General features: G+C 42.0%; 19 protein-coding genes and 3 tRNA genes. 21 read left to right on the top strand and 1 reads right to left on the bottom strand.

Going from position 1 to position 25,695, the window contains the following annotated elements; translation table 11 throughout:
• The first annotated feature begins 328 nt into the window (after window positions 1–328).
• From Q0Y52_RS19215 to Q0Y52_RS19160, 13 genes are all read left to right on the top strand, one after another.
• The gene (locus Q0Y52_RS19215) at window positions 329–637 is read left to right on the top strand and encodes a 4a-hydroxytetrahydrobiopterin dehydratase (RefSeq protein WP_297824140.1); all 309 of its coding nucleotides are present in this window, start codon (window positions 329–331) and stop codon (window positions 635–637) included.
• 236 nt (window positions 638–873) lie between these two features.
• Window positions 874–950: transfer RNA gene (locus tag Q0Y52_RS19210), tRNA-Met, on the top strand.
• A gap of 33 nt (window positions 951–983) precedes the next feature.
• Window positions 984–1,059, top strand: a tRNA-Gly gene (locus Q0Y52_RS19205).
• Between the two features lie 81 nt (window positions 1,060–1,140).
• Window positions 1,141–1,217, top strand: a tRNA-Met gene (locus Q0Y52_RS19200).
• A 646-nt stretch (window positions 1,218–1,863) separates the two neighbouring features.
• Entirely contained in the window at window positions 1,864–2,322 is a 459-nt protein-coding gene (gene rimP, locus Q0Y52_RS19195) for a ribosome maturation factor RimP (RefSeq protein WP_297824139.1), read from the top strand.
• Window positions 2,323–2,371: 49 nt separating this feature from the next.
• On the top strand, window positions 2,372–3,865 hold the full coding sequence (nusA, locus tag Q0Y52_RS19190) for a transcription termination factor NusA (RefSeq protein WP_297824137.1): 1,494 nt from the start codon (window positions 2,372–2,374) through the stop codon (window positions 3,863–3,865).
• A gap of 21 nt (window positions 3,866–3,886) precedes the next feature.
• On the top strand, window positions 3,887–6,487 hold the full coding sequence (infB, locus tag Q0Y52_RS19185) for a translation initiation factor IF-2 (protein WP_297824136.1): 2,601 nt from the start codon (window positions 3,887–3,889) through the stop codon (window positions 6,485–6,487).
• A 103-nt stretch (window positions 6,488–6,590) separates the two neighbouring features.
• Complete coding sequence (rbfA, locus tag Q0Y52_RS19180; protein WP_297824135.1) at window positions 6,591–7,013, top strand: 30S ribosome-binding factor RbfA; 423 nt, start codon at window positions 6,591–6,593, stop codon at window positions 7,011–7,013.
• Window positions 7,014–7,018: 5 nt separating this feature from the next.
• On the top strand, window positions 7,019–7,975 hold the full coding sequence (gene truB, locus Q0Y52_RS19175) for a tRNA pseudouridine(55) synthase TruB (RefSeq protein ID WP_297824134.1): 957 nt from the start codon (window positions 7,019–7,021) through the stop codon (window positions 7,973–7,975).
• Window positions 7,976–8,122: 147 nt separating this feature from the next.
• Entirely contained in the window at window positions 8,123–8,392 is a 270-nt protein-coding gene (gene rpsO, locus Q0Y52_RS19170) for a 30S ribosomal protein S15 (RefSeq protein ID WP_297824133.1), read from the top strand.
• A 429-nt stretch (window positions 8,393–8,821) separates the two neighbouring features.
• Window positions 8,822–12,733 (top strand): two-component regulator propeller domain-containing protein, encoded by a 3,912-nt coding sequence (locus Q0Y52_RS19165; RefSeq protein ID WP_297824132.1) that lies wholly within the window; start codon window positions 8,822–8,824, stop codon window positions 12,731–12,733.
• Window positions 12,734–13,479: 746 nt separating this feature from the next.
• Window positions 13,480–13,629, top strand: coding sequence for an SEL1-like repeat protein (locus tag Q0Y52_RS19680; RefSeq protein ID WP_366939319.1), 150 nt, complete (start codon window positions 13,480–13,482; stop codon window positions 13,627–13,629).
• Entirely contained in the window at window positions 13,626–13,853 is a 228-nt protein-coding gene (locus tag Q0Y52_RS19160; RefSeq protein ID WP_297824131.1) for a hypothetical protein, read from the top strand. Before Q0Y52_RS19680 ends, Q0Y52_RS19160 begins: the two co-directional genes overlap by 4 nt.
• Before the next feature lie 228 nt (window positions 13,854–14,081).
• Here Q0Y52_RS19160 and Q0Y52_RS19155 read toward each other — a convergent pair whose 3' ends face one another.
• A complete protein-coding gene (locus tag Q0Y52_RS19155; protein ID WP_297824130.1) occupies window positions 14,082–15,362 on the bottom strand; it encodes a citrate synthase in 1,281 nt (426 codons plus the stop codon).
• A gap of 485 nt (window positions 15,363–15,847) precedes the next feature.
• Between Q0Y52_RS19155 and sdhC the strand changes: the two genes are divergently transcribed.
• The 8 genes from sdhC (at window position 15,848) to sucD (ending at window position 25,622) form a co-directional block, all read left to right on the top strand.
• Complete coding sequence (sdhC, locus tag Q0Y52_RS19150; RefSeq protein ID WP_297824129.1) at window positions 15,848–16,222, top strand: succinate dehydrogenase, cytochrome b556 subunit; 375 nt, start codon at window positions 15,848–15,850, stop codon at window positions 16,220–16,222.
• Window positions 16,216–16,563, top strand: a complete 348-nt coding sequence (gene sdhD / locus Q0Y52_RS19145) for a succinate dehydrogenase, hydrophobic membrane anchor protein (RefSeq protein WP_297824128.1) — start codon at window positions 16,216–16,218, stop codon at window positions 16,561–16,563. Before sdhC ends, sdhD begins: the two co-directional genes overlap by 7 nt.
• A complete protein-coding gene (gene sdhA, locus Q0Y52_RS19140; protein ID WP_297824127.1) occupies window positions 16,564–18,333 on the top strand; it encodes a succinate dehydrogenase flavoprotein subunit in 1,770 nt (589 codons plus the stop codon).
• An 11-nt stretch (window positions 18,334–18,344) separates the two neighbouring features.
• The gene (locus Q0Y52_RS19135; RefSeq protein ID WP_297824126.1) at window positions 18,345–19,055 is read left to right on the top strand and encodes a succinate dehydrogenase iron-sulfur subunit; all 711 of its coding nucleotides are present in this window, start codon (window positions 18,345–18,347) and stop codon (window positions 19,053–19,055) included.
• 71 nt (window positions 19,056–19,126) lie between these two features.
• A complete protein-coding gene (locus Q0Y52_RS19130; RefSeq protein ID WP_297824125.1) occupies window positions 19,127–21,964 on the top strand; it encodes a 2-oxoglutarate dehydrogenase E1 component in 2,838 nt (945 codons plus the stop codon).
• Window positions 21,961–23,442: a 2-oxoglutarate dehydrogenase complex dihydrolipoyllysine-residue succinyltransferase gene (odhB, locus tag Q0Y52_RS19125; protein WP_297824124.1), complete on the top strand. Its 1,482-nt coding sequence runs from the start codon at window positions 21,961–21,963 to the stop codon at window positions 23,440–23,442. Before Q0Y52_RS19130 ends, odhB begins: the two co-directional genes overlap by 4 nt.
• Before the next feature lie 141 nt (window positions 23,443–23,583).
• Window positions 23,584–24,750, top strand: coding sequence for an ADP-forming succinate--CoA ligase subunit beta (sucC, locus tag Q0Y52_RS19120; protein WP_297824123.1), 1,167 nt, complete (start codon window positions 23,584–23,586; stop codon window positions 24,748–24,750).
• The gene (gene sucD / locus Q0Y52_RS19115; protein ID WP_297824122.1) at window positions 24,750–25,622 is read left to right on the top strand and encodes a succinate--CoA ligase subunit alpha; all 873 of its coding nucleotides are present in this window, start codon (window positions 24,750–24,752) and stop codon (window positions 25,620–25,622) included. The genes sucC and sucD overlap by 1 nt, the downstream gene beginning before the upstream one ends.
• The last annotated feature ends 73 nt before the right edge of the window (window positions 25,623–25,695 follow it).

Here is a 25,695-nt window from a genome sequence, read left to right as displayed (position 1 = left end):
CATACTTGAAACTGATGCCGCTTATATCTTAACCTTTGGTGGTGTGAATCTGACAGATCAAGATCCACCTCAAGTTTACACTAATGGTGGTTTTGATTCTAAAGTACATGATCCACGCGGCAGACAAGTCTATGCTCGCTTGGCGATTGAATTTTAATTCATAACTAAGGTCTTTACACAAAATCCCCGGCTATTACCGGGGATTTTTTTGTAAACTACTTTTTCCAGCTGTTAGTATATCCTTAGTCGCTATAAACTTTTATTCAATAGGATAATGGCACATTATTAGTGGACTCTTTACTGCAAATATCATGATGAGAAAACGACCATGGAAAAATATTCCCAAGCACAAATTCACATTCAGCTGAAAAATATAAACCAAGCATTAGACGTTCAACAACAGTGGCAAGTGGTTGAAGGGAAGTTGATAAAAACCTTCAAGTTTAAAAGTTTTATCCGAGCGTTTGGGTGGATGTCACAAATAGCTATATGGGCTGAAAAACTCAACCATCATCCTGAGTGGTGTAATATTTATAATAAGGTTGAGGTGCAACTTACCACGCATGATGTAGGTGGGATAAGTGAATTAGATTTTAAATTGGCTGAGAAGATGGAGATGCTTAACATAATTAAGTAGGCATCCCTTTGTATTAAGAATAAAACAAATAAAATAAATTAATGTCATAAATACAAGTCAAATACACAAGTCAATTTTAAAGACGTTGCTTAATTCGACATATCGTATGTAGTTTAAGCGGTTGAATGTATTTTTAAGGTTTATCTGTATTATCTGCTTGCGTGCTAAAGTTGGCTATGTATAATACGCACCACTTGAGAGGGGAAACAAACTTCCCCAAACAAACCAGTTTCAAGCGCGGGATGGAGCAGTTTGGTAGCTCGTCGGGCTCATAACCCGAAGGTCGTAGGTTCAAATCCTGCTCCCGCAACCACATTTAGATTGAATGCTTTATAGCGTTGATCATGCGACACTAGCTCAGCTGGTAGAGCGCAACCTTGCCAAGGTTGAGGTCACGAGTTCGAGCCTCGTGTGTCGCTCCAATTTCTCTTTAAGAGCCTGATGGTTCTTCTCGAAAAGAGAGTTTGGTTTAAAGTTTCATTGTCTTAAACAATGCATCCGGACGCGGGATGGAGCAGTCTGGTAGCTCGTCGGGCTCATAACCCGAAGGTCGTAGGTTCAAATCCTGCTCCCGCAACCACATTTTAAACGGACCAATATTAATTATTGGTTCGTTTTTTTTTGCAGTGAATTTAGTACTTAAATCGTTTTAAAAATGTCAACAAACACATGTGTGAGGTGCTCAGCCAATTGTGCAGCATGCAGGTTTATTGAGTTTTACTGCCAAAATACCAGTAATGAAATTTGAGATTATGAAGTCCTATGCTTTTGGCAAATACAATATGTATTTGAAGACACCGTCTACAATCAAATTATTGAGTTGCATGTAGTTTGCACGTCTATCTGAATTTCTAACTCTTGGTTGGTAAATCAAACATTATTAAGCTAATAATTTCGTTAGTTGTATTTTTTTAGACATTCAGTTCTACAGAGCCTTGCAAGTCACCTTTGTCCTCGGTAGAATGCTCCGCACTTGAGAAGCGAACTCCCTCGTCTTACGATGATAGTAACGCTTCATATTGTGGAAGTTTTTGCGTTACATTGTTTAATCAATGAATATCGCGTTTCCACAACCACTTTTAAAGCTGGGTTTTGAACCGGGTTTTAGTAATATAGTGGACTAGGGTCCAGAATCAGATAACCCCGCTTGTACGGGGTTTTTTGTCTTTTAAATTTCGATTTTCTTTCTGGGCATTTGGCCCTTTTTTTGTTTTTGGAGCAAAGCTTTGTCGCAACTCGAACAAAAGCTAACGGATATGTTAACGGCACCTGTTGAAGCATTAGGCTTTGAGATGGTTGGTGTTGAATTCTTGCGTGCTGGTAAACACTCTACCTTGCGTGTTTTTATTGATCACCCCGATGGTATTAGCGTTGAACACTGTGCAGAAGTAAGTCGTCAAGCCAGTGCAGTGCTGGATGTTGAAGATCCTATTAGCGTAGAGTACAACTTAGAGGTGTCTTCACCTGGTATGGATAGGCCCTTATTTAAAGAATCACATTATCTTGAATGCTTGGGTGAAGTAGTGTCACTTAAATTAAGACTACCTATGGGTGACAGACGTAATTTTAAAGGAAAAGTGTTGGCTTGCGAAACAGGTAATCTAACATTAGAAATTGATAACCAAACTCATGTTTTGGCTATTGCAAATATTGATAAAGGTAATCTAGTCCCATCTTTTGATTAAGATGTGATCTGACAAGGGCTGTGGTAAGAGAGTAATCAGTGAGGCAACAATGAATAAAGAAATTCTGTTAGTGGCTGAAGCCGTTTCAAACGAAAAACAGGTTCCAAGAGAAAAAATCTTCGAGGCATTAGAGTTTGCTATTGCTAGCGCCACCAAAAAGAAGAATGAAGGCGAGATCGAAGTACGCGTTAGTATTGACCGCGAAACTGGAGGGTTTGATACCTTTCGGCGTTGGCTAGTGGTTGCAGATGATCACGAACAAGAAAATCCTATGGCTGAAATGTCAATATCTGCAGCTCAGATGGACGAACCAGACAAACAGTTGGGTGAGTATGTTGAAGATCAAATCGAGTCTATCGCATTTGACCGGATCACTACACAAACAGCTAAACAAGTTATCGTTCAAAAAGTCCGTGAAGCAGAACGCGACCAGGTCATCGCAGAATATGAAGACCGAGTTGGCGAATTAGTCACAGGTACAGTTAAGAAAGTCAATCGTGATAACGTTATTATTGATTTAGGTAATAATGCTGAAGGCGTGATTTACCGTGACGATATGCTTCCTCGTGAAACATTCCGCCCTGGTGATAGAGTACGTGGTTTACTTTATGTTATTCGTCCTGAGGCTCGTGGCGCACAATTATTTATTAGTCGTACTCATCCAGATATGTTGGTTGAGTTGTTCCGCATTGAAGTGCCAGAAATTGCCGAAGAAACCTTAGAAATTAAGGCTGCGGCACGTGACCCAGGCTCCAGAGCCAAAATTGCTGTTAAAACTAACGATAAACGTTTAGATCCAGTCGGTGCATGTGTTGGAATGCGTGGCTCTCGTGTCCAAGCCGTGTCAGGAGAACTCAGTGGTGAGCGGGTAGACATCGTACTTTGGGATGATAACCCAGCACAATTTGTTATCAATGCTATGGCACCAGCAGGAGTCGCTTCTATTGTTTTAGATGAAGACACACATTCAATGGATGTAGCGGTAGAAGCAGACAACTTAGCACAAGCCATTGGACGAAGTGGTCAAAATGTCAGATTAGCCAGCCAACTAACAGGCTGGGAATTAAACGTAATGACAGTAGAAAACCTAAATGCGAAGCATGAAGAAGAAAACGCTAAGGTCTTAACCGTTTTTACCACTGGTTTAGATATAGACGAAGACTTTGCTTCTATTTTGGTGGATGAAGGTTTCACGACGCTTGAAGAAATAGCTTATGTGCCTATCAATGAACTGCTCGATATCGAGGGTTTAGAGGAAGAGATGGTTGAAGAGTTACGTAATCGTGCTCGTGCAACCTTAACGACTCGTGCATTGGCTACAGAAGAAACCCTTGAAGCTGCAGAGCCTAAAGAAGAGCTGTTAAACCTTGAAGGTATGGACAGACACGTTGCCTATACTTTAGCAAGTCGCGGCATAACAGATCTTGAAGGCCTTGCAGAACAAGGTACTGATGAGATTTCAGATATTGAAGAATTAAGCGATACGAAAGCCGGTGAGTTAATCATGGCCGCCCGTAATATCGTTTGGTTTAACGAAGAATAGGTCAACAGGAGGAATTCCCATATGGCAGAAGTATCCATAGAAAAACTTGCCACCGATATAGGTACGACCGTTGACCGTTTGGTTCAGCAATTTAAAAGTGCAGGCATTGATAAAGTAGCTAGTGATGATGTAACAGAAGACGAAAAACGCACATTATTAGATTTCTTAAGCAAACAACACGGCGGTTCAGGCTCTGAAGCACCTAAACGCATGACGTTACAACGCAAGACAACCAGTACATTGAGTGTGGGTAAGTCTAAAGGGGTGACAGTTGAAGTGCGTAAGAAGCGAACTTACGTGAAACGTTCTGATGTCGAAGAAGCTAAAATAGCTGAAGATGAAGCGAAACGTTTAGCCGAAGAACAGCAAGTTAAGCTAGAAGCAGAGCAACAAGCCGCTGTGAAAGCTAAAAACGCTGCGCAAGAAAAAGCACAAAAAGCGGCTGAAGCCAAAGCCAAGTCAGATGCAGAACGTATCGCTCGTGCTGAGAAAGCCAAAGAAGTGCGTGCTGCTGAAGAGTCAGCCTTAAGTCCAGAAGAAAAAGCAGAACAAGAACGAATGCGTATCGAGGCTGAAAAACTTCGCAAGGCTCAAGATGAAGAAATTCAACGTAAACTTGAATTAGATGCGAAAAACGCAGCAGAAGAAGCTAAAAAGCTGGCTGAAGAAAATTCCCGTCGCTGGAAAGAAGAAGAAGAGCGACGTAAGAAACAAGAAAAAGAAGAAGTGCATGTGCATTCAAACCGCTATGCGCAAGAAGCCGAAGATGCCGATGACATCAAAACTGAACTTGGCGGCCGTAGACGTAAAAAATCTAAGAAAAATGCCGGTTCAGATTTAAAACATGCTTTTAATAAACCTGCTCAACCTGTCGAGCGTGTTGTTCGTATTGGCGAAACCATCACAGTAAGTGAACTAGGTAGCAAACTCGCTATTAAAGCCACCGAAGTGATCAAAGCCCTAATGAAAATGGGTGAGATGGTTACTATCAACCACGTACTTGACCAGGAAACTGCTGTGTTAGTGGTTGAAGAAATGGGTCATAAATATGAGTTGGTTAACGATAACGCACTTGAAGATGAGCTGATTGCTGACGCCTCTGGTGGCGAAAAGTCTAGTCGTGCGCCTGTTGTAACTATTATGGGCCATGTTGACCACGGTAAAACGTCACTGCTTGATTACATTCGCGCCGCGAAGGTAGCCGATAGCGAAGCGGGGGGGATTACTCAACATATCGGTGCTTATAGTGTTGAAACCTCTAACGGTCGTATCGCCTTTTTAGATACGCCAGGGCACGCAGCGTTTACCGCTATGCGAGCTCGTGGTGCAGTTGCGACGGATATTGTCATTTTGGTTGTGGCTGCTGATGATGGTGTTATGCCACAAACAAAAGAAGCGGTTCAGCATGCAAAAGCGGCAGGCGTACCATTAATTGTAGCCGTTAATAAAGTAGATAAAGAGTCTGCAGATCTTGACAGGGTTAAAACTGAATTATCGCAAGTTGAAGTGATATCAGAAGAGTGGGGCGGTGAACACCAGTTTGTTTACGTCTCTGCTAAAACAGGCCAAGGGGTGGATGAACTATTAGAAGCCATCAGTCTTCAAGCCGAAGTACTCGATTTACAAGCCGTACCTTCTGGCCCTGCAAAAGGTATTGTTATTGAATCACGATTAGATAAAGGCCGTGGTCCTGTTGCATCTGTGCTTATTCAAGAAGGTGAGCTTCGTGCTGGTGATATTATGTTGTGTGGTGAGGAATACGGACGAATTCGTGCTATGCGTGATGAAAATGGTAAAGATGTAAAAGTGGCTGGTCCATCAACACCGGTAGAAATACTGGGTTTGTCAGGTGTGCCTATTGCGGGTGAAAATGCGATTGTTGTTCAAGACGAACGTAAAGCTCGTGAAGTCGCGTCTAAACGTCACACTAAACAACGTGAACTAAAGTTAGCTAAACAACAAAAAGCCAAACTAGAAAACATGTTTGCCAACATGGAAGCCGGTGATGTTAGCGAATTAAATGTTGTACTGAAAGCTGATGTTCAAGGCTCTGTCCAGGCCATATCTGAATCTTTGACTAAGCTGTCGACGGATGAAGTAAAAGTGAATATTGTTGGAAGTGGCGTAGGTGGAATTACCGAGACTGACGCAAGTTTAGCTGCAGCTTCTGGCGCCATTGTTGTTGGTTTTAACGTGCGTGCTGACGCCTCTGCTCGCAAAGTAATCGATACTGAAGAGATTGACTTACGTTATTACAGCATTATTTATCAATTGATTGATGAAGTGAAACAGGCCATGAGCGGTATGTTGGCACCTGAGTTTAGACAAGAGATAATTGGTTTAGCTGAAGTACGTGATGTATTTAAATCCCCTAAAATTGGTGCAATCGCTGGGTGTATGGTCACAGAAGGTATTGTTAAACGTAGCAGTCCTATCCGTGTCTTACGCGACAACATCGTCATTTATGAGGGTGAGCTTGAGTCATTGAGACGTTTTAAAGACGATGCGCAAGAAGTCCGTAATGGGGTGGAATGTGGTATTGGCGTAAAAAACTACAATGATGTGAAAGTAGGTGACCAAATCGAAGTATTTGAAACTGTCGAAGTAAAGCGCGAACTGTAACTTTGGTTTAGGTTTAAGCCGCTTTTAGATAATAAGAATAAACGGAGGCTACGGCCTCCGTTTTGTTTGTGAAAAGATACAGTAGGTATCAGGAGAAATTAATATGGCTAGAGAATTTTCACGAACCGACAGAGTCGGTCAACAAATTCACAAAGAAATCGCCAGTATTCTACAGAATGAGTTTAAAAATCGTGATCCTCGCCTTGGCATGGTAACTGTGTCGGGTGTGGAAGTATCACGAGATTTAGCCCATGCTAAAATTTACGTGACGTTTTTTGAAAATGATGAAGAACAAGTCAAAAATTATCTGACTATTCTTGAAGATAACAAAGGTTTTATCCGCACATTATTGGCAAGCCGTATGCGGATGCGCGCTGTACCCGCTGTGAAATTTGTTCGTGATGGTTCATTGGCTGAAGGTATACGTATTGCTAACTTGGTAAGTGACACGTTAAATAAAGATGAAGCTCGGGCTAAATTGGCAGGCCGCTCCTTAGACGATGAAACAACAAACGAGCAAAAGTAATCGTTATGGCAAGAACAAGAAAAGGTCGTGCCGTTAATGGCATCATACTGTTGAATAAAGGCTTAGGCCTGTCGTCTAATCATGCATTGCAACAAGTTAAACGTATGTTTAACGCAGCAAAGGCAGGACATACTGGTGCTTTAGATCCCCTAGCGACAGGCATGTTGCCCATTTGCTTAGGTGAAGCGACTAAGTTCTCGCAGTTTTTATTGGATACGGACAAAACGTATCAAGTCACCGCTAAGCTTGGAGTGCGCACCACCACTTCAGATGCAGACGGTGAAGTGGTGGAAACACTGCCCGTTAATGTGACTCAAGCACAACTATTTGCTGCATGCGAACAGTTTAAAGGGCCCATAAAACAAGTGCCTTCGATGTTTTCAGCGCTCAAACATCAAGGTAAACCGCTATATTTTTATGCCCGTCAAGGCATTGATATTCCTAGAGAAGCGCGAGATATTACTATTTTTAGTTTATCCATTGACAGGTTTGCAGCGGATGAAGTGGATATGACAGTACATAGTAGTAAAGGTACTTACATTCGTTCTTTGGTTGATGATATTGGTCAGGTATTAGGCTGTGGGGCCTATGTGAGTAAGCTTCACAGAACGCAAGTGACGGATTATCCTGCGGATAAAATGCTGACGATGGCGTCTTTGCAAGCGCTCAGAGACGAGATAGATAGCGAAGCAGATGTATTAGATGATCAAACATTTACAGCCATGGATCAATTGCTAATGCCTATGGACTCAGCAGTGAAAACCCTTGATTCAGCTGAACTAGACCCAATTGCGGAAGGTTTTTTTAGAAATGGAAACCCTGTCAATTTTGTAGGCACAACTGACTACCCAGAAGATTCTTTGATACGCGCATATAGCAAGGACAGTGGATTGTTTTTGGGTGTGGGTTTTATTGATCCTGACGGTAAAATCGCACCTAAACGTTCAGTAGTGTATGTTTAAAAAACGTATATGTAATCAATACTTATATAATGGGGATGTTAAGCTTGTTATTATGTTTAAGGTCGCTATAATACGCGCTCTTTTTTGACTCGCTGAATTAGTGATTGGCGGGTTGTATCTTTCAACTCTTATTTATTGGAGAAAATTATGTCACTAACTACAGAACAAACGGCAACCATACTTGCTGAGTTCGCAGTTAAAGAAGGCGATACAGGCTCACCTGAAGTACAAGTTGCTTTATTAACCCACAACATCAACAAATTACAAGGTCACTTTGCGGATCATAAGAAAGATCACCACTCACGTCGTGGACTACTTCGCATGGTTAGCCAACGTCGTAAGTTACTTGATTACCTTAAAGGCAAAAACGGTCAGCGTTATCAAGATCTTATCAAACGTTTAGGCCTTCGTCGTTAATCGACTTAAGCTTTAAAAAAAAAAGACGCGAAAGCGTCTTTTTTTATGCCTCAAAAAAAGTGTCATACAGCACTATATTGTTTGCTAGAAGCTAGTCTGCGAGTCAATCGAGCGATTAACTTTCGGTTAGTCGCTTTGGCGTGACATCAGGATATCCGTGACTTAATTATTGATTGGTGCTGAATCACACCTTATGCACATGTTGCGATGTAATTAAAAGTTTTGAGCGTCTCAATTTTACTATCCAAAAAAATTGCGCTGCGACATAAAAGGTTGCGAGACCTAGCTGACGAGTGCGAGCGTGTTACCTTCACTCATACATCAATTTTAAGCCAGCTTAAAAATTATGTTATGTTAAGTTTTGTATGATATGTTTAATTGTATTACCTCAAAGTCGCGCTAATTTGTTTACGTGAGTAAGGATATTTTTTGAGAAGATGTGTTACTAAATATGTTGGTTGGCTACCCGTCATATTTTGCTTAAATATGTACAAGGTAGCTGCCTCCGAGTATAAATTTGAACTGCTAAATGAGAACGATGGCTTTGCCACGTCCGTTATTTTTTCGATTGTTCAAGGCAAACAGGGTTTTCTTTGGTTTGGCACCGGATATGACGGCATAATGCGTTACGACGGTAAAAACATTGTTAGATATCAACATGAACCCAGCAAACCCAATTCTCTGGGCCATAATAATGCGGGTAACCTTGCTGTTGATAAAGATAATAATCTTTTGATTGGCAGCTGGGGCGGCGGCCTACTACGCTATAACCAACAAAGCCAACAATTCACACAGTTTTTAGTCAACAAAACTCCCGGCGCACATCTATATGATAATAGGGTACAAAGCCTAATTGAGGACCAACAAGGGGACATTTGGTTAGGGTCCCGTAACAAGGGACTCTATAAATTTAATCCTAAATCACAAGACTTAAAGTCAATTCCCTTGAACGAACATGATAAATTTTCAGCCATAAATAAACATGTACTTCGTATATGGGATATTGCCGAAGCCAGTGCCAATCATCTGTGGGTTGGCACTGGTTATGGTTTGCAGCTACTTGAAAAATCATCAAGTACATGGTCTCATTTTATTCCTGCAGCAGATAACCTTAATTCAAAATTTAACACGGTTCGCCAGATTAGTGTTGATGAGAACCACACCCTGTTCTTAGGTACCCGTGATGGGGTGTTATTATTTGACACTAAAAATCACATATTTACTCCTTTAAAGGTGGCTGACAACCTCAGTGTAGGTCTCGTGTATTCAATGATTAAAACAGATTTTAACGAGTATTGGCTGAGCAGTGACAGGGGCGTATTTTCATTTTCGACGGATGACTTGACCTTAAAAAAAGTGAATTTAGGATTTGATGATAGTTGCAGTCAAACATTGTTTCAAGACCGCCAGAGTACTATTTGGTTGAGCTGTGAGGGAGTAGGGGTGTATAAAATAAGCAAAATAAACACCTTTAACGTTTATGAAACCCCCAAAATACATGGAGCTGCGGCTCTTCTATTGGCAGATGATGACAGTGTTTTAGTGTCCACTACCCAGCATGGTATTCAAAAATGGCGCCCTGCTACCGACGAATTGACAAGACTCGATATAAAGTCAGACAGTCACACCCAGCCTGGTTCCTTGTATATGATCCAAACTTCTGAAGGAAACATTTGGTATGGCGATCAAAGTAGTGTATTTAAATTAGACACAGCAGGTTTCAGAGAGCAGGTATATCCGAAGGCAGATGAGCCGGCTTTATTTACCGATATTAAGGATATCGAAAAAGATGAGCAGGACAATATTTGGCTGGCCACAGACAATGGTATATTTATTATCCAAAATTTGGATGGGAGATTTGAGCATTTTCCCATAGATACACAAAGCCCTCCCCCATCAAGCAAAATGATACCATTTGTATTGTATCTGGCACCAGATAAGCGAATGTGGATTGGCACGAATATGGGCTTAACAACCCATAAGATTACAGATACCAAAACGTTGCTGCCCTTCATCTCTGCAACCGATAATGAAGGTGTTGAAGAAGATACTGTCATCCACTCCATCTTTCAAGACAGTCAAGAACGCCTATGGGTAGGAACCAGTCAAGGGTTGTATTTACTCAATGAAAATTTAACCGCTTATGAACCCTATAATCGCTATTTTTCTGGCGACGACAACCGACAGATTCACTTTATTCATGAAGATACAAGGGGCTTTTTATGGTTAGTTACTCCGGTTAGCATCAGTAAATTTAATCCCAATAATGGCGACCTGCAGCATTTTAACAAACGGGATGGACTGCCAAACGCTCGGTATTTTTTATTTCCGACCGCCAGTATTAAAGATGACACTATATATTTACCTACTAGAAAGGGAATTTATTATTTTACCCCTCAGCACATTTCAGAACCTGCCTTAACCGAAGACATTCACCTCACAAATTTTGAAGTATTGGGCTCTGAGCGAGATGACAATATAGCTACTGCACAAAATGCTGGTATCAGGCTTACACATCAGCAAAACAACCTGAAATTTGACTTTGCAACAATGGACTTAATGCACGCACACAAAATTCAGTATAGCTATAAATTGGATGGGTTTGATCAATACTGGATAGAAAATGGCAATAATAATAGCGCGACCTACACCAATTTAGCGGGTGGCGATTATACCTTTCAAGTACGAGCAGCCGCTAAAAAAGACCTTTGGTATGAGAACGAATTAGCCATCAACATTTATATCGCAACCGCCTGGTGGCAGCAGTGGTGGATGTATCTTGTTTATCTGTGCTCAGTACTGCTGGGGATTAATTATTATCTTCAGCGACACAAACGTTCAGTGATTAAGGTCGAAAGACAAATCGCTGAAAAAACTGCGTCCATCGCATTGGAGTCGAGTAAGTTAGCTGAGGCGAATAAAATAAAGACTCAGTTTTTAGCTAAAATGAGTCACGAGATACGTACCCCACTGACCACAGTAATCGGTCAGGCTGAAGCCATTATCTGCCGGGAAGTCGCGCCTGAAGTAATTTATAAAGAAGTGGCCATTATTCATGACAGTAGCCTGTATCTATTGGCCTTACTTGACGACATACTGGATTTGACTCAAATCGAAGAAAATAGGTTTGAACTGGAGTTGGTGCCACAAGACTTGCATGAGTTGCTTAGAAATATTAATACGATGTTTGATTTGCAAGCCAAAGTCAAAGGGTTGTCTTTTACCCTAGATGATGACTTGTCTGTACCTTTTATCGTCAATGTGGATGGCCTACGCCTAAAGCAAATATTGATTAATCTGTGTTCTAATGCCCTTAAGTTCACTTTCAAAGGCCATGTCTCTCTTCATGTTTGTACTTTAAAAAATAAGTTGATTTTTACCCTGGAAGACAGTGGTATTGGTATCAGCGAGAGTCAACAACAGCAGATATTCACTAGCTTTACGCAAGGGGATAACAATATTAAGCGGCGATTCGGTGGCTCCGGTTTGGGGTTGTATATTTCTCATCAGTTGGCGTTATTGATGGGAGGGAAAATAACGGTAAAAAGTAAATTGGGTCAGGGCAGTGTCTTTACCTTTATATTGCCTTTTAGTGATATTTCTGCTGAGGCTGAGCCTGTTCAGAAACAACCTAATAATGATGTTTTATCCTCTGAACAGGTGTTCAGGGGCAACGTCCTATTGGCAGAGGATCACCCTGAAAACCGTCGTATCATCAACAGATTACTCACCAAGTTAGGGCTGAGTGTTTTTACCGCTAATGATGGCTTTGAGGCGCTTGAATCCTATAAGAAGCATTTGCCAGACCTTGTCTTACTGGATATTCAAATGCCCAATTTGGATGGGATCCAGACCTATCAATCATTGCGTGCTCAGGGTTGTACTTGTCCTATTATTGCCCTCACCGCCAATGCCATGGCTAATGAAGTCGAACACTATAAGCGCTTAGGGTTTGATGGCTACCTTCAAAAACCTCTGGACAGACAGCACTTGATCGCCACTTTGACAAAATACTTCGCTGGCGATGACGACGAGGTAGAGCTGCAGGTCGATAAGGCTCTGGGTAAGGTGGATATGTCAGATCTAGTTGTTGAGTTTAAAAACAGTCTAGTCACAGAGCGCCAGCAATTTATTTTACACGGCGAGAATAACGATCTGGGGCAGCTCGCCAAACAAGCACATAGCCTGTGCGGTGCGGCCCAATTGTTTGGTTTTAAAACAGTAGGCCAAAAAGCAGCCAAACTTGAAACCAGTATTAAAACCAAGAGCCATGATTTAACACAGATAAAAATCATGCTTAAAAGTTTAATCGATGAAATTGAAAAAGAACTTGCAGACTAGGCTCAGTTCAAATTGATGGCGCAGAGACTGAGGCATCTTTCACAAATAATAAAAAAACCATAAAGATAGTTGAAAATGGGGATCATGCAAAGCATTTGGTGATTAAATTTATCAACTAAACAATACACGGTTGTTTGTATTTTCATTTTCCGTGATTATTAAAGTCAACTTATTTATTAGGTGGGTAGAAGCCTTACACACCTAGATTGAGAAGAAGAATATTTCTTTTTATTGGGTGAGACTATCAAGGCGTGTTTTAGTAGAATAATGGCTCTGGCCATACTGGGTAGTCGTCGTTGGTCTATGTGTTGTTTGAATGGCTGCAGCATATGTTTACTGCCCAAAGTCTTGTTCAAACTCTGTGGTGAGTCATTGCTCAGTATTGATACCTAGTTGCTCTAGAATAGTACTGTGATGTTGCGCTATATGGCCTGTTTTATTCTCTTGAATACATCAGCCAGTACAATCCACTCTTTCATATCAATCATCAATCATCAATCAATCAATCAATCAATCTCTAAGCGATACCTTTGGGCATGTTTTGACTGTGATTGCCTAAAGAACTCATGATTATTCTGTGTGCTCAACGTTGATAAGAAAGTCAATGCGGTTTTAGATACTTGTGGATTGATGTTTCATACGTAGTATTCATTTTACCGTGAATATCAATATATGTGTGGTGATACAGCAAGTGGTATTTTAATGGGACTTACCTTAAGTAAGATTATCAGCAGGCTTTTAATTGGCTGCATCAAGCAGCAACCGCAAAGTCCGCAGAGTCTGCTTATTTGCTGGCACAATTTTATGCACAGGGCATTGGCATGGATCGCGACCCAAAGCAGGCCTTGTATTTTTATGAAATGGCCGCCGCAAGGAGATATCAAAGGCCTATTTGACCACCGCAGCGTTATATTGGCAGCAATTTACGCAAGCCGAGCAACCGCAAAGTGAATGGCTGGCGAAGAGTTATCTTTGGGCAAAAGCCGCCTTTATCGCGTTGAGTGATAAGAACAACAAAAAGCTAGCACAGCAGTTGTTATTAAAAATTAAAACAGAAATGCCCCCTGTCTGGCAAGATGAACTTGATGAAAAGGTAAAACAACATCTGGCAAAGCCTTAGAGTGAAATATCGCAGACTTTAAGTTGACCACGACCCTTTTAATTTTCCTATATGAGACATTATCAGTTCTTAATGTTGTGATTGTTATAACCACAAATACCCATCAAAAATAATCAAGTGTGGTTTATTGATAAGTAAATCAATATGGAGCCTGCACAGAAGCAGGCTTTTATTTTATGCAAAAAAAAGCGAACATTTAAGTTCGCTTTTTTAAAAATAAATAAAATATTATTTATCTATTTTATTATATGAACGTTGAGCTTCACCCGTATACAACTGGCGAGGACGACCAATTTTTTGTCCTGGTTGGCTTAACATTTCATGCCAATGTGATGCCCATCCAACTGTACGTGCCAAGGCAAAAATACAGGTAAACATATTGGTTGGAATACCAATCGCTTTTAAGACAATACCCGAGTAGAAATCTACATTCGGGAACAGTTTTTTCTCTGCGAAGTAGGGGTCACTCAAAGCAATACGTTCAAGCTCCATTGCTACATTCAGTAATGGATCATCGATATTAAGCTCAGCGAGTACTTCATGGCAACTTTCACGCATCACAGTGGCACGTGGATCGAAGTTTTTATAAACTCGGTGACCAAAGCCCATTAAGCGGAATGGGTCAGCCTTATCTTTAGCCCTAGCAATAAACTCAGGAATACGATCAACTGTGCCTATTTCTTCAAGCATGTTTAAACAAGCTTCGTTGGCACCACCGTGAGCGGGTCCCCATAAAGAGGCAACACCCGCAGCAATACAAGCATAAGGGTTAGCACCTGAAGAGCCAGCCAAACGCACCGTAGAGGTTGATGCATTTTGTTCGTGGTCAGCATGCAATATAAATATTCTATCAACTGCCTTAGCCACTGCAGGGCTAATTTTGTAGTCTTCAGCAGGTACAGAGAACATCATATTTAAGAAGTTTTCTGCATAGCTCAATGAGTTTTTAGGATGAACAAATGGCTGGCCAATGTTGTATTTGTAACACATGGCTACCAAAGTAGGCATTTTAGCGACTAAACGATACGCGCTACGTAATCTTTGCTCAGGATCGTTAATGTCCAAATCATCATGGTAAAAAGATGCCATAGCACCCACAGTGCCACATAACATGGCCATAGGATGGGCGTCCCTTCTAAATCCTCTAAAAAAGTTATGTAATTGGTCATGAACTAAAGTGTGGCGGGTCATGATGTCTTTAAATTCTTTGTATTCTTCAGAAGTAGGGGTTTTATCATGCAAGAGCATGTAAACCACTTCAATATAATCTGAATCTCGGGCTAATTCTTCAATGGAATAACCTCTGTGTAACAGAATACCTTTGGCACCATCAATGTAAGTAATCGATGATTCACATGAGCCAGTTGCCATAAATCCGGGGTCATAGGTGAAATACCCATTAGCACCTAGAGACCGTATGTCTATTACATCGTAGCCTGCAGTGCCTGACAAAATCGGAAGTTCGATTTCTTTGTCACCCGCTTTTAAAATGGCTTTGTTATCTGCCATACACTGTTCTCCTCAGAATCGTTTTGTGTTCGATAAACAGCCTATTTGCTGTTTACTGGGGGGGAAATTGCGGCTATTGGAACTTAAATTGACTTATGATGTCAATTTTAATGCATTTCCGCTCAATAAATATCAATTATTGTATACGCTAATCTTCACCTTTTTGGCTCCTCCAATGCAAATAAAATTTTGGAATAGCTTGGTTATGTTTCGTATAGCTATACATCAACCTGCAATTATCGAAGATAACCACACTTAATACTTATAACTCTAAATAAGGAACAATAATTGTATTTATTTGAATGGCTGGATATACTTCGCGGGCACATTACATATGATATAGGAAAGATTATTCATACTTAACTTTTCTTTAACAAAGTAGTAACAACTTAGGGAAAAGAAATTGAATTTCAGCAAAATTTGACATGTGAAATGTTATAAGCCGAAATGTTTTAATTGCCTACGGGTATATAAGAGTGATAAACGTGAAAAAACAAAGACCAGTTAACCTACAACTCAATACTATTAGTTTTCCTCCTGCAGCTATTACCTCCATTCTTCATCGTATTACAGGCGTTGCATTGTTTTTTGCAATGATGTTTGTGATCTGGGCTTGGGCTATGTCTGTATCATCACCTGAGGGTTATGCTCTCGTTCAAGAACAAATGGCTGGTCCTCTAGGTAAGTTTGTTGCCATAGGCACCATTTCTGCCTTGACGTACCATGTGTTAGGCGGTGTGCGTCACATGATAATGGATATGGGTTATTGGGAAGAACTACAATCCGGTGATATAAGCGCTAAAGCGATTATAGCCGCATGGATCATCTTAACAATCTTAGTAGGAGTTGTATTATGGTAACGGGTCAAGCAAGTTTAAAACGTAACGGTGTACAAGATTACGTCACTACTCGTGCTACCGCTTTGATTATGACTGCATTTTCTTTGTTTATGGGGTGGTATTTTATCGCTACTCCAGACATCACTTATGCAGTATGGAACGAATTGTTCTCTGGTCTAGCGATGAAAGTCTTCACGTTTATTACATTGGTTTCGATTATGTTTCACATCCGCATTGGTATGTGGCAGGTCTTAACCGATTATGTTAAAGCACCAGGTTTGCGTGCGTTTATTCAATTTATTATCAACCTGACAGCCTCTATTTATGTGGTAGTTGGTTTATTCGTTTTGTGGGGTGTGTAAATGAGTCTTCCTGTTCATGAATTTGATGCAGTTGTCATCGGTGCTGGTGGCGCGGGTATGCGCGCAGCTCTACAAATTACCGAATCGGGCAAGTCGTGTGCCCTTTTATCGAAAGTTTTTCCTACACGTTCACATACAGTATCGGCTCAGGGTGGAATAACGGTTGCTCTGGGTAATGCCCATGAAGATAACTGGGAATGGCATATGTACGATACGGTCAAGGGCTCTGATTATATCGGTGACCAAGATGCAATCGAGTACATGTGTAAAACAGGTCCAGAAGCCATTATTGAAATGGAAAATATGGGACTGCCTTTTTCTCGCTTTGAAAATGGTAAAATTTATCAACGTCCTTTTGGTGGCCAATCTCAAAACTTCGGTGGTGAGCAAGGCGCTCGTACTGCGGCCGCAGCAGACAGAACAGGTCACGCATTGTTACATTTGCTTTACCAACAAAATGTTAAAAACAAGACCAAAATTTTCAGCGAGTGGTATGCGCTTGACTTAGTCAAAAACCAAGACGGTGATGTGGTTGGATGTACTGCCATTGATATCGAATCTGGTGAAGTGGTTTATTTCAAGTCTAAAGCGGTAGTACTGGCAACAGGTGGTGCAGGGCGTATTTATGCTTCGACCACTAATGCACATATTAATACTGGTGACGGTTTAGGTATGGCACTTCGTGCGGGCGTGCCTATGCAAGATATGGAAATGTGGCAGTTTCACCCAACAGGTATTGCAGGAGCAGGTACCTTGGTCACTGAAGGATGTCGTGGCGAAGGTGGATATCTTCTTAATAAAGACGGTGAACGTTTTATGGAGCGTTACGCACCCAATGCTAAAGATTTAGCTGGCCGTGACGTAGTGGCTCGCTCAATGATGACAGAAATTCGTGAAGGTCGCGGCTTTGATGGTCCACAAGGTCCACATTGTAAGTTGAAGCTCGATCACTTGGGCAAAGATGTACTTGAGTCTCGTTTGCCTGGTATCTTAGAATTATCTCGTACTTTCGCTCATGTCGATCCAATTAAAGAGCCCATCCCGGTGATCCCAACCTGTCACTACATGATGGGTGGTATACCCACCAATGTAGATGGGCAAGCACTCGGTATGGATGCAAACGGTGTAACCTCACCTATTAAAGGCTTATTTGCTTGTGGCGAAATTGCTTGCGTATCTGTTCACGGTGCCAACAGACTTGGTGGCAATTCATTATTAGATTTAGTGGTATTTGGTCGTGCAACCGGATTGCATCTTGGTAAAGCAATTGACGGCATCGATGCCCGTGAAGCGTCAAATGATGATGTTGATGCGGCAATGGTGCGCTTTAACCGTTGGGAAAACTCAGAGGTAGGTAAAGGCGAAGATCCTGTTCAAATCAAGAAAGATTTGCAGCAATGCATGCAATTAAACTTCTCAGTATTTCGCGAAGGTGATTCAATGGCATCAGGCTTGAAAGAGCTTGGCGATATCCGTGAAAGATTAGACAATGCACGCTTAGATGACAAGAGTAGCGATTTCAACACTATGCGTATCGAGTGCCTTGAATTAGATAACTTGATGGAAACGGCTTACACCACAGCTGTCGCCTCTAATTTTAGAACGGAAAGTCGTGGAGCTCATAGTCGTTTTGATTTCCCCGATAGAGATGACAAAAATTGGTTGTGTCATTCTGTTTACTTACCTGAAACAAAATCAATGATGAAACGTGAAGTGAATATGTCACCAACATTGCGTGAAGCCTTCCCACCAAAAGCAAGAACGTACTAGGAGCAACAACCATGCAATTAAATCTTTCCGTTTACCGTTATAACCCCGATGTTGATAACGCTCCTCGTATGCAAGACTATCAGTTGGAGGTCGCAGAAGGCCAAGACATGATGGTTTTAGACGCATTGATAGCATTAAAAGAAAAAGATCCTACATTATCATTTCGTCGCTCATGCCGTGAAGGAGTATGTGGCTCTGACGGTGTTAATATGAACGGTAAAAATGGTTTAGCGTGTATTACGCCGATTTCAGCACTTAAAGGGTCTAAAATAGTGGTGCGTCCATTACCAGGATTACCAGTGGTGCGTGATTTAGTAACCGATATGACGCAATTTTACACTCAGTATGAAAAAATTAAGCCGTTTCTTATTAACGATGATAAGCAACCTCCAGCTCGTGAATTTTTGCAGTCGCCTGAAGAAAGAGAGAAGCTAGACGGTTTGTACGAATGTATTTTATGTGCATGTTGTTCAAGCTCTTGCCCATCTTTCTGGTGGAACCCAGACAAGTTTATCGGTCCTGCAGGTTTGTTGCATGCTTATCGCTTTTTAGCCGATAGCCGGGACACAGCTACAGATGAGCGTTTAAATGGTTTAGACGATGCATTTAGTGTCTTCAGATGCCATGGCATCATGAACTGTGTCAGTGTTTGTCCTAAAGGGTTAAACCCTACTAAAGCGATTGGTCATATTAAATCTATGCTGCTCAAACGAGCAGTTTAGGTTTTACTTAGAAAAAAACCGTGTGCTGATGTACACATAATTGCAAGTCTGATTAAAACCAAGGGACGCTAATGCAACAAAGCGTGATGAAAGCATGGTGGGATTCTTCTCACATGGCTGGTGGCAACGCTGCTTATATAGAACAAATGTATGAAGCCTTTTTAGATGATCCTCAAAGTGTATCTGATGAATGGCGAGGCATTTTTGAAACCTTACCCAAGATTGATGGGGTAGAAGTTGAGACCAAACATAGTCTTGTTCGTGATCAATTTCGTACTTTAGCCGCGCTTGGCCCTGCTTCTCGTGCAGGCGCTGGTTCGTCTCAGTCAAATACAAGTGGCGGTGATGAAAAGCAGGTTAAAGTTTTGCAGTTGATAAATGCCTTTCGATTCAGAGGCCATCAACATGCTAACCTTGACCCTCTTGGGCTGTGGAAACAGACAAGAGTGAGAGACTTGGAACTGTCTCACCATAACCTTTCCGAAAAAGATTTTGATACCACATATAACGTAGGCTCTTATTCTGTAGGTAAAGAATCGATGCCTTTAGGCCAGTTATTTGACTCCCTGAACCACACTTATTGTGGATCTGTCGGTACTGAATACATGCACATTACCGATACGGATCAAAAACGCTGGTTACAACACCGTATCGAGTCTGTCCAAGCTAAGCCTGAAATTTCTCGAGACGAAAAAATTAGTCTCCTTAAGGGGTTAGTGGCCGCAGATGGTATGGAAAAATACCTAGGTGCCAAATTCCCCGGTGCGAAACGCTTTTCTCTTGAAGGTGGTGATGCATTAGTGCCTATGCTGAAAAGTTTGATCAGTCATGCAGGCAGTAATGGGGCTAAAGAAGTGGTTATCGGTATGGCGCACAGAGGTAGAATTAATACCTTAGTGAATGTGTTGGGAAAAAACCCATCTGTGCTGTTTGATGAATTCTCTGGTAAACATGATGACTCTTTAGGTGCCGGTGATGTTAAGTATCATGCTGGTTATTCTTCTGATTTTGCTACACCAGGTGGCAATTTGCATTTAGCGTTGGCATTTAACCCATCTCACCTTGAAATTGTAAACCCTGTGGTTATTGGCTCTGTTCGTGCGCGTTTAGACAGACGAGGCTGTACCGACGGCTCGTTAGTGTTGCCAATTACCATTCATGGCGATGCCGCTATCGCGGGTCAAGGTGTGGTACAAGAAACTTTTAACATGTCGCAAACACGTGGTTTCCAAGTGGGCGGTACCGTTCGTATTGTTATCAATAATCAGGTGGGTTTTACCACGTCTAAAATTGAAGACACACGTTCAACCCAATATTGTACTGATATTGCTAAAATGGTTCAGGCGCCAATCTTTCATGTGAATGCAGATGACCCTGAAGCGGTATTGTTTGTGACTAAACTGGCGCTAGATTATCGCAATCAATTTAAACGTGACGTTGTCATTGATTTAGTTTGTTATAGACGTCACGGCCACAACGAAGCAGATGAGCCGAATGCGACTCAGCCTTTGATGTACCAAAAAATCAAGATACACCCTGTTCCTCGTAAAATTTACGCTGACCAACTGATTGCTCAAGGCGTTATAGCAGCGCACGAAGTTGAAAAACTGGTCAGTGATTACCGCGCAGCACTCGATCATGGTGCCTGTGTGGTCGAAGAATGGCGTCCGATGACTGAGCATTCAGTAGATTGGTCTCCGTATCTTGGACATGATTGGGACGTGAAATATGACAGCGCCATCAGTGTCGAAAAAATAAAAGAATTAGGCCAGAAACTTTGTACTTTTCCTGCCGAACATAAGCTGCAATCACGTGTTGCAAAGCTGTATAAAGACCGAGTGGCTATGGTTAATGGCGAGAAACCACTCGATTGGGGAATGGCAGAAAACTTAGGTTACGCGCACATTGTAGACGGTGGCAACCATATCCGTATGACGGGCCAAGACTCAGGCCGTGGTACTTTCTTCCATCGTCATGCAGTATTGCACAGCCAAACTGACGGCGCTGATTACATGCCGTTAGCTAATTTACATGCCGAACAAGGCAAAATGGAAATATATGATTCTGTTTTGTCTGAAGCGGCAGTGTTAGCTTTTGAGTTTGGTTACGCAACAGCAGAGCCCGGTACTTTGACTATTTGGGAAGCTCAATTTGGTGACTTTGCCAACGGTGCACAAGTTGTGATTGACCAGTTTTTAAGTTCTGGCGAGGCAAAGTGGGGACGTTTGTGCGGATTAACTATGTTGTTACCTCATGGTTATGAAGGACAAGGACCTGAGCATAGCTCTGCTAGATTAGAACGTTTTTTACAGATGTGTGCAGATCACAACTGGCAGGTGTGTGTTCCTTCAACGCCAGCTCAAGTATTTAATATGTTACGTCGTCAGGCACTTCGTCCGATGCGTAAACCGCTGATTGTTATGTCACCTAAGTCTTTATTACGTCATCCTTTGGCTGTATCAAGTATCGAAGAATTAGCTGAGGGTGTGTTCCATAATGTTATCGATGAAATAGATCACCTTAGCCCAAGTGCAGTTAAGCGTGTGGTGATGTGTTCAGGTAAGGTTTATTACGACTTGTTAGAGCAGCGCCGTAATAATGAACAAATTGATGTGGCCATTATTCGTATCGAACAACTTTATCCTTTTCCGCACGAGGAGATTGGTCAAGTAGTGAGTAAATTTAGCCACGTGAAAGATTGGGTTTGGTGTCAAGAAGAGCCTCAAAACCAAGGTGCTTGGTATTGTAGTCAACATCATTTCTGGTCTTCTTTGCCACAAGCCGCCACACTAACGTATGCCGGTCGAAAAGCGTCAGCATCACCTGCGGTAGGCTATATTTCAGTTCACAACCAACAACAAAAAGATTTGGTTGATGATGCATTAACAATAAATAAGGAACCAGTATGACAATAGAAATAAAAGTACCGGTATTGCCTGAATCAGTGGCCGATGCATCAATTGCTACCTGGCACGTAAAGGTAGGTGACAAAGTGAGTCGCGATCAAAATCTTGTAGATATTGAAACAGATAAAGTAGTGTTAGAAATCGTTGCACCTGCAGACGGCGTTGTCAGTAAGATTTTACACGCTGAAGGCGACACGGTGTTAGGTGAACAAACTATTGCGAATTTTGAGGAAGGTGCGAGCGCCGCCGCTGCTCCTGCTCAAGTTAATGAACAATCAAATAAACCATCCGGTAATAAAGGTGAGTCAGTGGAAATCAAGGTACCTGTTCTGCCAGAATCTGTGGCAGATGCAACAATTGCAACTTGGCATGTAAAGCCAGGCGAAGCTATTTCTCGTGATCAAAACTTAGTTGATATCGAGACCGATAAAGTCGTGTTAGAAGTGGTTGCACCTGCTGATGGCTCATTAAGTGAAATTTTAGCGCCTGAAGGCGAAACAGTCTCTGGTGAGCAAGTGATTGCCCATTTTGTTGCCGGTGCCGTTGCGGCACCCGTCGCTGCAGCTGTGGAAACTTCATCTGACGAAAATGATGCACTGAGTCCTTCTGTTCGCAGATTACTCGCTGAAAAAGGCTTGGATGCTGCTAATATAAAAGGCACAGGCAAAGGCGGTCGCATCACCAAAGAAGACGTTGAAAAGTCTTTGCAGGCACCTGCAGCTAATTCTGCAACTAAGTCTGTTGCAACGTTAGAAGCAGCGCCAGTTGTTGCCTTAGATAATCGCACCGATAAACGTGTTCCGATGACGCGTTTGCGTAAAACCATCGCAACGCGTTTGTTAGAAGCAAAAAATAGCACGGCTATGTTGACGACGTTTAACGAAGTAAATATGAAGCCCATTATGGACTTGCGTAAGCAATACCAAGAAAGTTTTGAAAAACGTCACGGTATTCGCCTTGGTTTTATGTCTTTCTACGTCAAAGCGGTGACTGAAGCACTTAAACGTTTCCCAGAAGTCAATGCTTCTATTGACGGTGATGATATTTGTTACCACAACTATTTTGATATATCTATTGCGGTATCGACGCCTCGTGGACTGGTAACACCGGTGCTTAAAGATACAGATGCACTGGGTATGGCAGGTATCGAAAGTGGTATCAGGGCACTGGCGCTTAAAGGGCGTGATGGTAAATTAACCTTGGCTGAAATGCAGGGTGGCAATTTCACTATTACCAACGGAGGCGTGTTCGGTTCGTTGTTGTCGACACCTATTTTAAACCTGCCACAAAGTGCTATTTTGGGTATGCATAAAATCCAAGACAGGCCTATGGCTGTGAATGGTAAAGTAGAAATTTTACCCATGATGTATTTAGCATTGTCTTACGATCATCGCATTATTGATGGCAAAGAGTCTGTTGGCTTTTTGGTGACCATCAAAGAAATGTTAGAAGATCCTACACGTCTGCTTCTCGATGTATAAAAAGTAGTAGATGTGTCACTAATCGGGGCAGGTGAGGTATTACCTCATCTGTGTCTTCGTCGTTATTGTGTTAAAAAGCGACAAAAAAAATAAAGCGGCTTACTGGCGGCTTTTTTCTTACATTAAACGGGTAGAAAAACCATGAATTTGCATGAATATCAAGGCAAGCAATTATTTAAAGAGTACGGCTTGCCAGTCTCTGACGGGATAGCAGCTTCGACTCCAGAAGAAGCTGTAGCGGCGGCTGATAAAATTGGCGGCAGTGAGTGGGTAGTCAAATGCCAAGTTCACGCAGGTGGCCGAGGTAAGGCTGGTGGCGTAAAACTGGTTAAAACTAAAGAAGAAATCAAAGCGTTTGCTGAGAAGTGGTTAGGCAAAAACTTAGTGACTTTCCAGACTGACGAACATGGCCAGCCAGTTACCAAAATTTTGGTTGAGACATGTACTGACATCGCCGATGAGTTGTATTTAGGTGCAGTCGTTGACCGTACTTCTCGTCGTATCGTTTTTATGGCGTCTACTGAAGGCGGTGTTGAAATTGAAACCGTGGCTCACGAAACACCTGAAAAGATCTTAAAAGCTGAGATTGACCCTATTGTGGGTGCGCAACCTTACCAAGCACGTGAAATGGCGTTTAAATTGGGCCTTAAAGGCGTACAAATTAAACAGTTCACTAAGATATTTCTTGGTTTAGCAAAAATGTTTGTTGACTTAGATATCGCTCTTATCGAAATCAACCCTCTGGTCATAAAATCTGACGGTGATATTCACTGCCTAGATGCTAAATTAGCTATCGATGGCAATGCCACATATCGTCAACCCAAAGTAGCTGCAATGCACGATCCATCACAAGATGATGCTCGCGAAGCAGAAGCCGCTAAATGGGAACTTAACTACGTTGCATTAGACGGAAACGTTGGCTGTATGGTAAACGGTGCCGGTCTTGCTATGGGCACCATGGACATCGTTAACTTACATGGTGGCAAGCCAGCTAACTTCCTTGATGTGGGCGGCGGTGCAACCAAAGAACGTGTTGCTGAAGCATTCAAAATCATTCTTTCTGACAGTAATGTGAGTGCCGTGTTAGTGAATATATTTGGTGGTATTGTACGTTGTGACATGATTGCTGAAGGTATTATTGGCGCAGTTAAAGAAGTAGGTGTGAATGTGCCTGTTGTTGTACGTTTAGAAGGGACTAACGCTGAACTAGGCCGTGAAGTGCTAGCTGCTTCAGACCTTGATATCATTGCTGCAAGCAGTTTAACTGATGCTGCTAAACTAGTTGTTAAAGCCGCGGAGGGCAAATAATGTCTATATTAATTAATAAAGACACCAAAGTCATCTGTCAGGGCTTTACTGGTGGTCAAGGTACTTTTCACTCAGAGCAAGCTATTGCTTATGGCACAAAGATGGTGGGTGGCGTAACACCTGGCAAAGGTGGCACTACGCATCTTGACTTACCTGTATTTAACACAGTACGTGAAGCCGTTGAAAAAACGGGTGCTACGGCGTCTGTTATTTATGTACCCGCGGCGTTTTGCAAAGATTCAATTGTTGAAGCGGCTGATTCTGGTATCGAGTTGATCATTTGTATCACTGAAGGTATCCCCACTATCGACATGTTGTTTGTGAAAGAATATTTGAACGTAAAAGGCGTTCGAATGATTGGTCCAAACTGCCCAGGTGTGATCACGCCTGGTGAATGTAAGATTGGTATCATGCCTGGTCATATTCATAAGCCTGGTAAAGTCGGTATTGTTTCTCGCTCTGGTACGTTGACGTACGAAGCGGTTAAACAAACAACTGACGAAGGTTTTGGCCAATCGACTTGTGTTGGTATTGGTGGCGACCCTATCCCTGGTTCAAATTTCATCGATATTTTGAAATTGTTCCAAGCAGATCCTAAAACTGAAGCTATCGTGATGATTGGTGAAATCGGTGGCTCTGCTGAAGAAGAAGCAGCTGAATATATCAAAGCTCATGTGACTAAACCTGTTGTTTCATACATCGCTGGTGTAACTGCACCTGAAGGTAAACGTATGGGCCATGCAGGCGCCATTATCGCAGGCGGTAAAGGCACAGCTGAAGAGAAATTCAAAGCGCTAGAAGCGGCAGGTGTTAAAACTGTACGTTCTTTGGCTGACATTGGTAAAGGTTTACGTGACATTACCGGTTGGTAGTGTAGACAGTTAATGTATACCTCAAAAAGCCCGCTACTACGCGGGCTTTTTTTTATTGCTTCAAATGTGCTTT

The organism is uncultured Paraglaciecola sp., assembly GCF_943787955.1.
Classification (GTDB): Bacteria; Pseudomonadota; Gammaproteobacteria; order Enterobacterales; family Alteromonadaceae; genus Paraglaciecola.
The sequence above is the reverse complement of the archived record's forward strand: the minus strand, read 5'-3'. Positions and strand labels throughout refer to the sequence as shown.

Excerpts from the sequence above, each read along its gene's own strand:
- Q0Y52_RS19215 (WP_297824140.1), top strand. The coding sequence starts at position 329 with ATGGAAAAATATTCCCAAGCACAAATTCACATTCAGCTGAAAAATATA.
- nusA (WP_297824137.1), top strand. The coding sequence starts at position 2,372 with ATGAATAAAGAAATTCTGTTAGTGGCTGAAGCCGTTTCAAACGAAAAA.
- infB (WP_297824136.1), top strand. The coding sequence starts at position 3,887 with ATGGCAGAAGTATCCATAGAAAAACTTGCCACCGATATAGGTACGACC.
- rbfA (WP_297824135.1), top strand. The coding sequence starts at position 6,591 with ATGGCTAGAGAATTTTCACGAACCGACAGAGTCGGTCAACAAATTCAC.
- truB (WP_297824134.1), top strand. The coding sequence starts at position 7,019 with ATGGCAAGAACAAGAAAAGGTCGTGCCGTTAATGGCATCATACTGTTG.
- rpsO (WP_297824133.1), top strand. The coding sequence starts at position 8,123 with ATGTCACTAACTACAGAACAAACGGCAACCATACTTGCTGAGTTCGCA.
- Q0Y52_RS19155 (WP_297824130.1), bottom strand. The coding sequence starts at position 15,362 with ATGGCAGATAACAAAGCCATTTTAAAAGCGGGTGACAAAGAAATCGAA.
- sdhD (WP_297824128.1), top strand. The coding sequence starts at position 16,216 with ATGGTAACGGGTCAAGCAAGTTTAAAACGTAACGGTGTACAAGATTAC.
- sdhA (WP_297824127.1), top strand. The coding sequence starts at position 16,564 with ATGAGTCTTCCTGTTCATGAATTTGATGCAGTTGTCATCGGTGCTGGT.
- Q0Y52_RS19135 (WP_297824126.1), top strand. The coding sequence starts at position 18,345 with ATGCAATTAAATCTTTCCGTTTACCGTTATAACCCCGATGTTGATAAC.
- Q0Y52_RS19130 (WP_297824125.1), top strand. The coding sequence starts at position 19,127 with ATGCAACAAAGCGTGATGAAAGCATGGTGGGATTCTTCTCACATGGCT.
- odhB (WP_297824124.1), top strand. The coding sequence starts at position 21,961 with ATGACAATAGAAATAAAAGTACCGGTATTGCCTGAATCAGTGGCCGAT.
- sucC (WP_297824123.1), top strand. The coding sequence starts at position 23,584 with ATGAATTTGCATGAATATCAAGGCAAGCAATTATTTAAAGAGTACGGC.
- sucD (WP_297824122.1), top strand. The coding sequence starts at position 24,750 with ATGTCTATATTAATTAATAAAGACACCAAAGTCATCTGTCAGGGCTTT.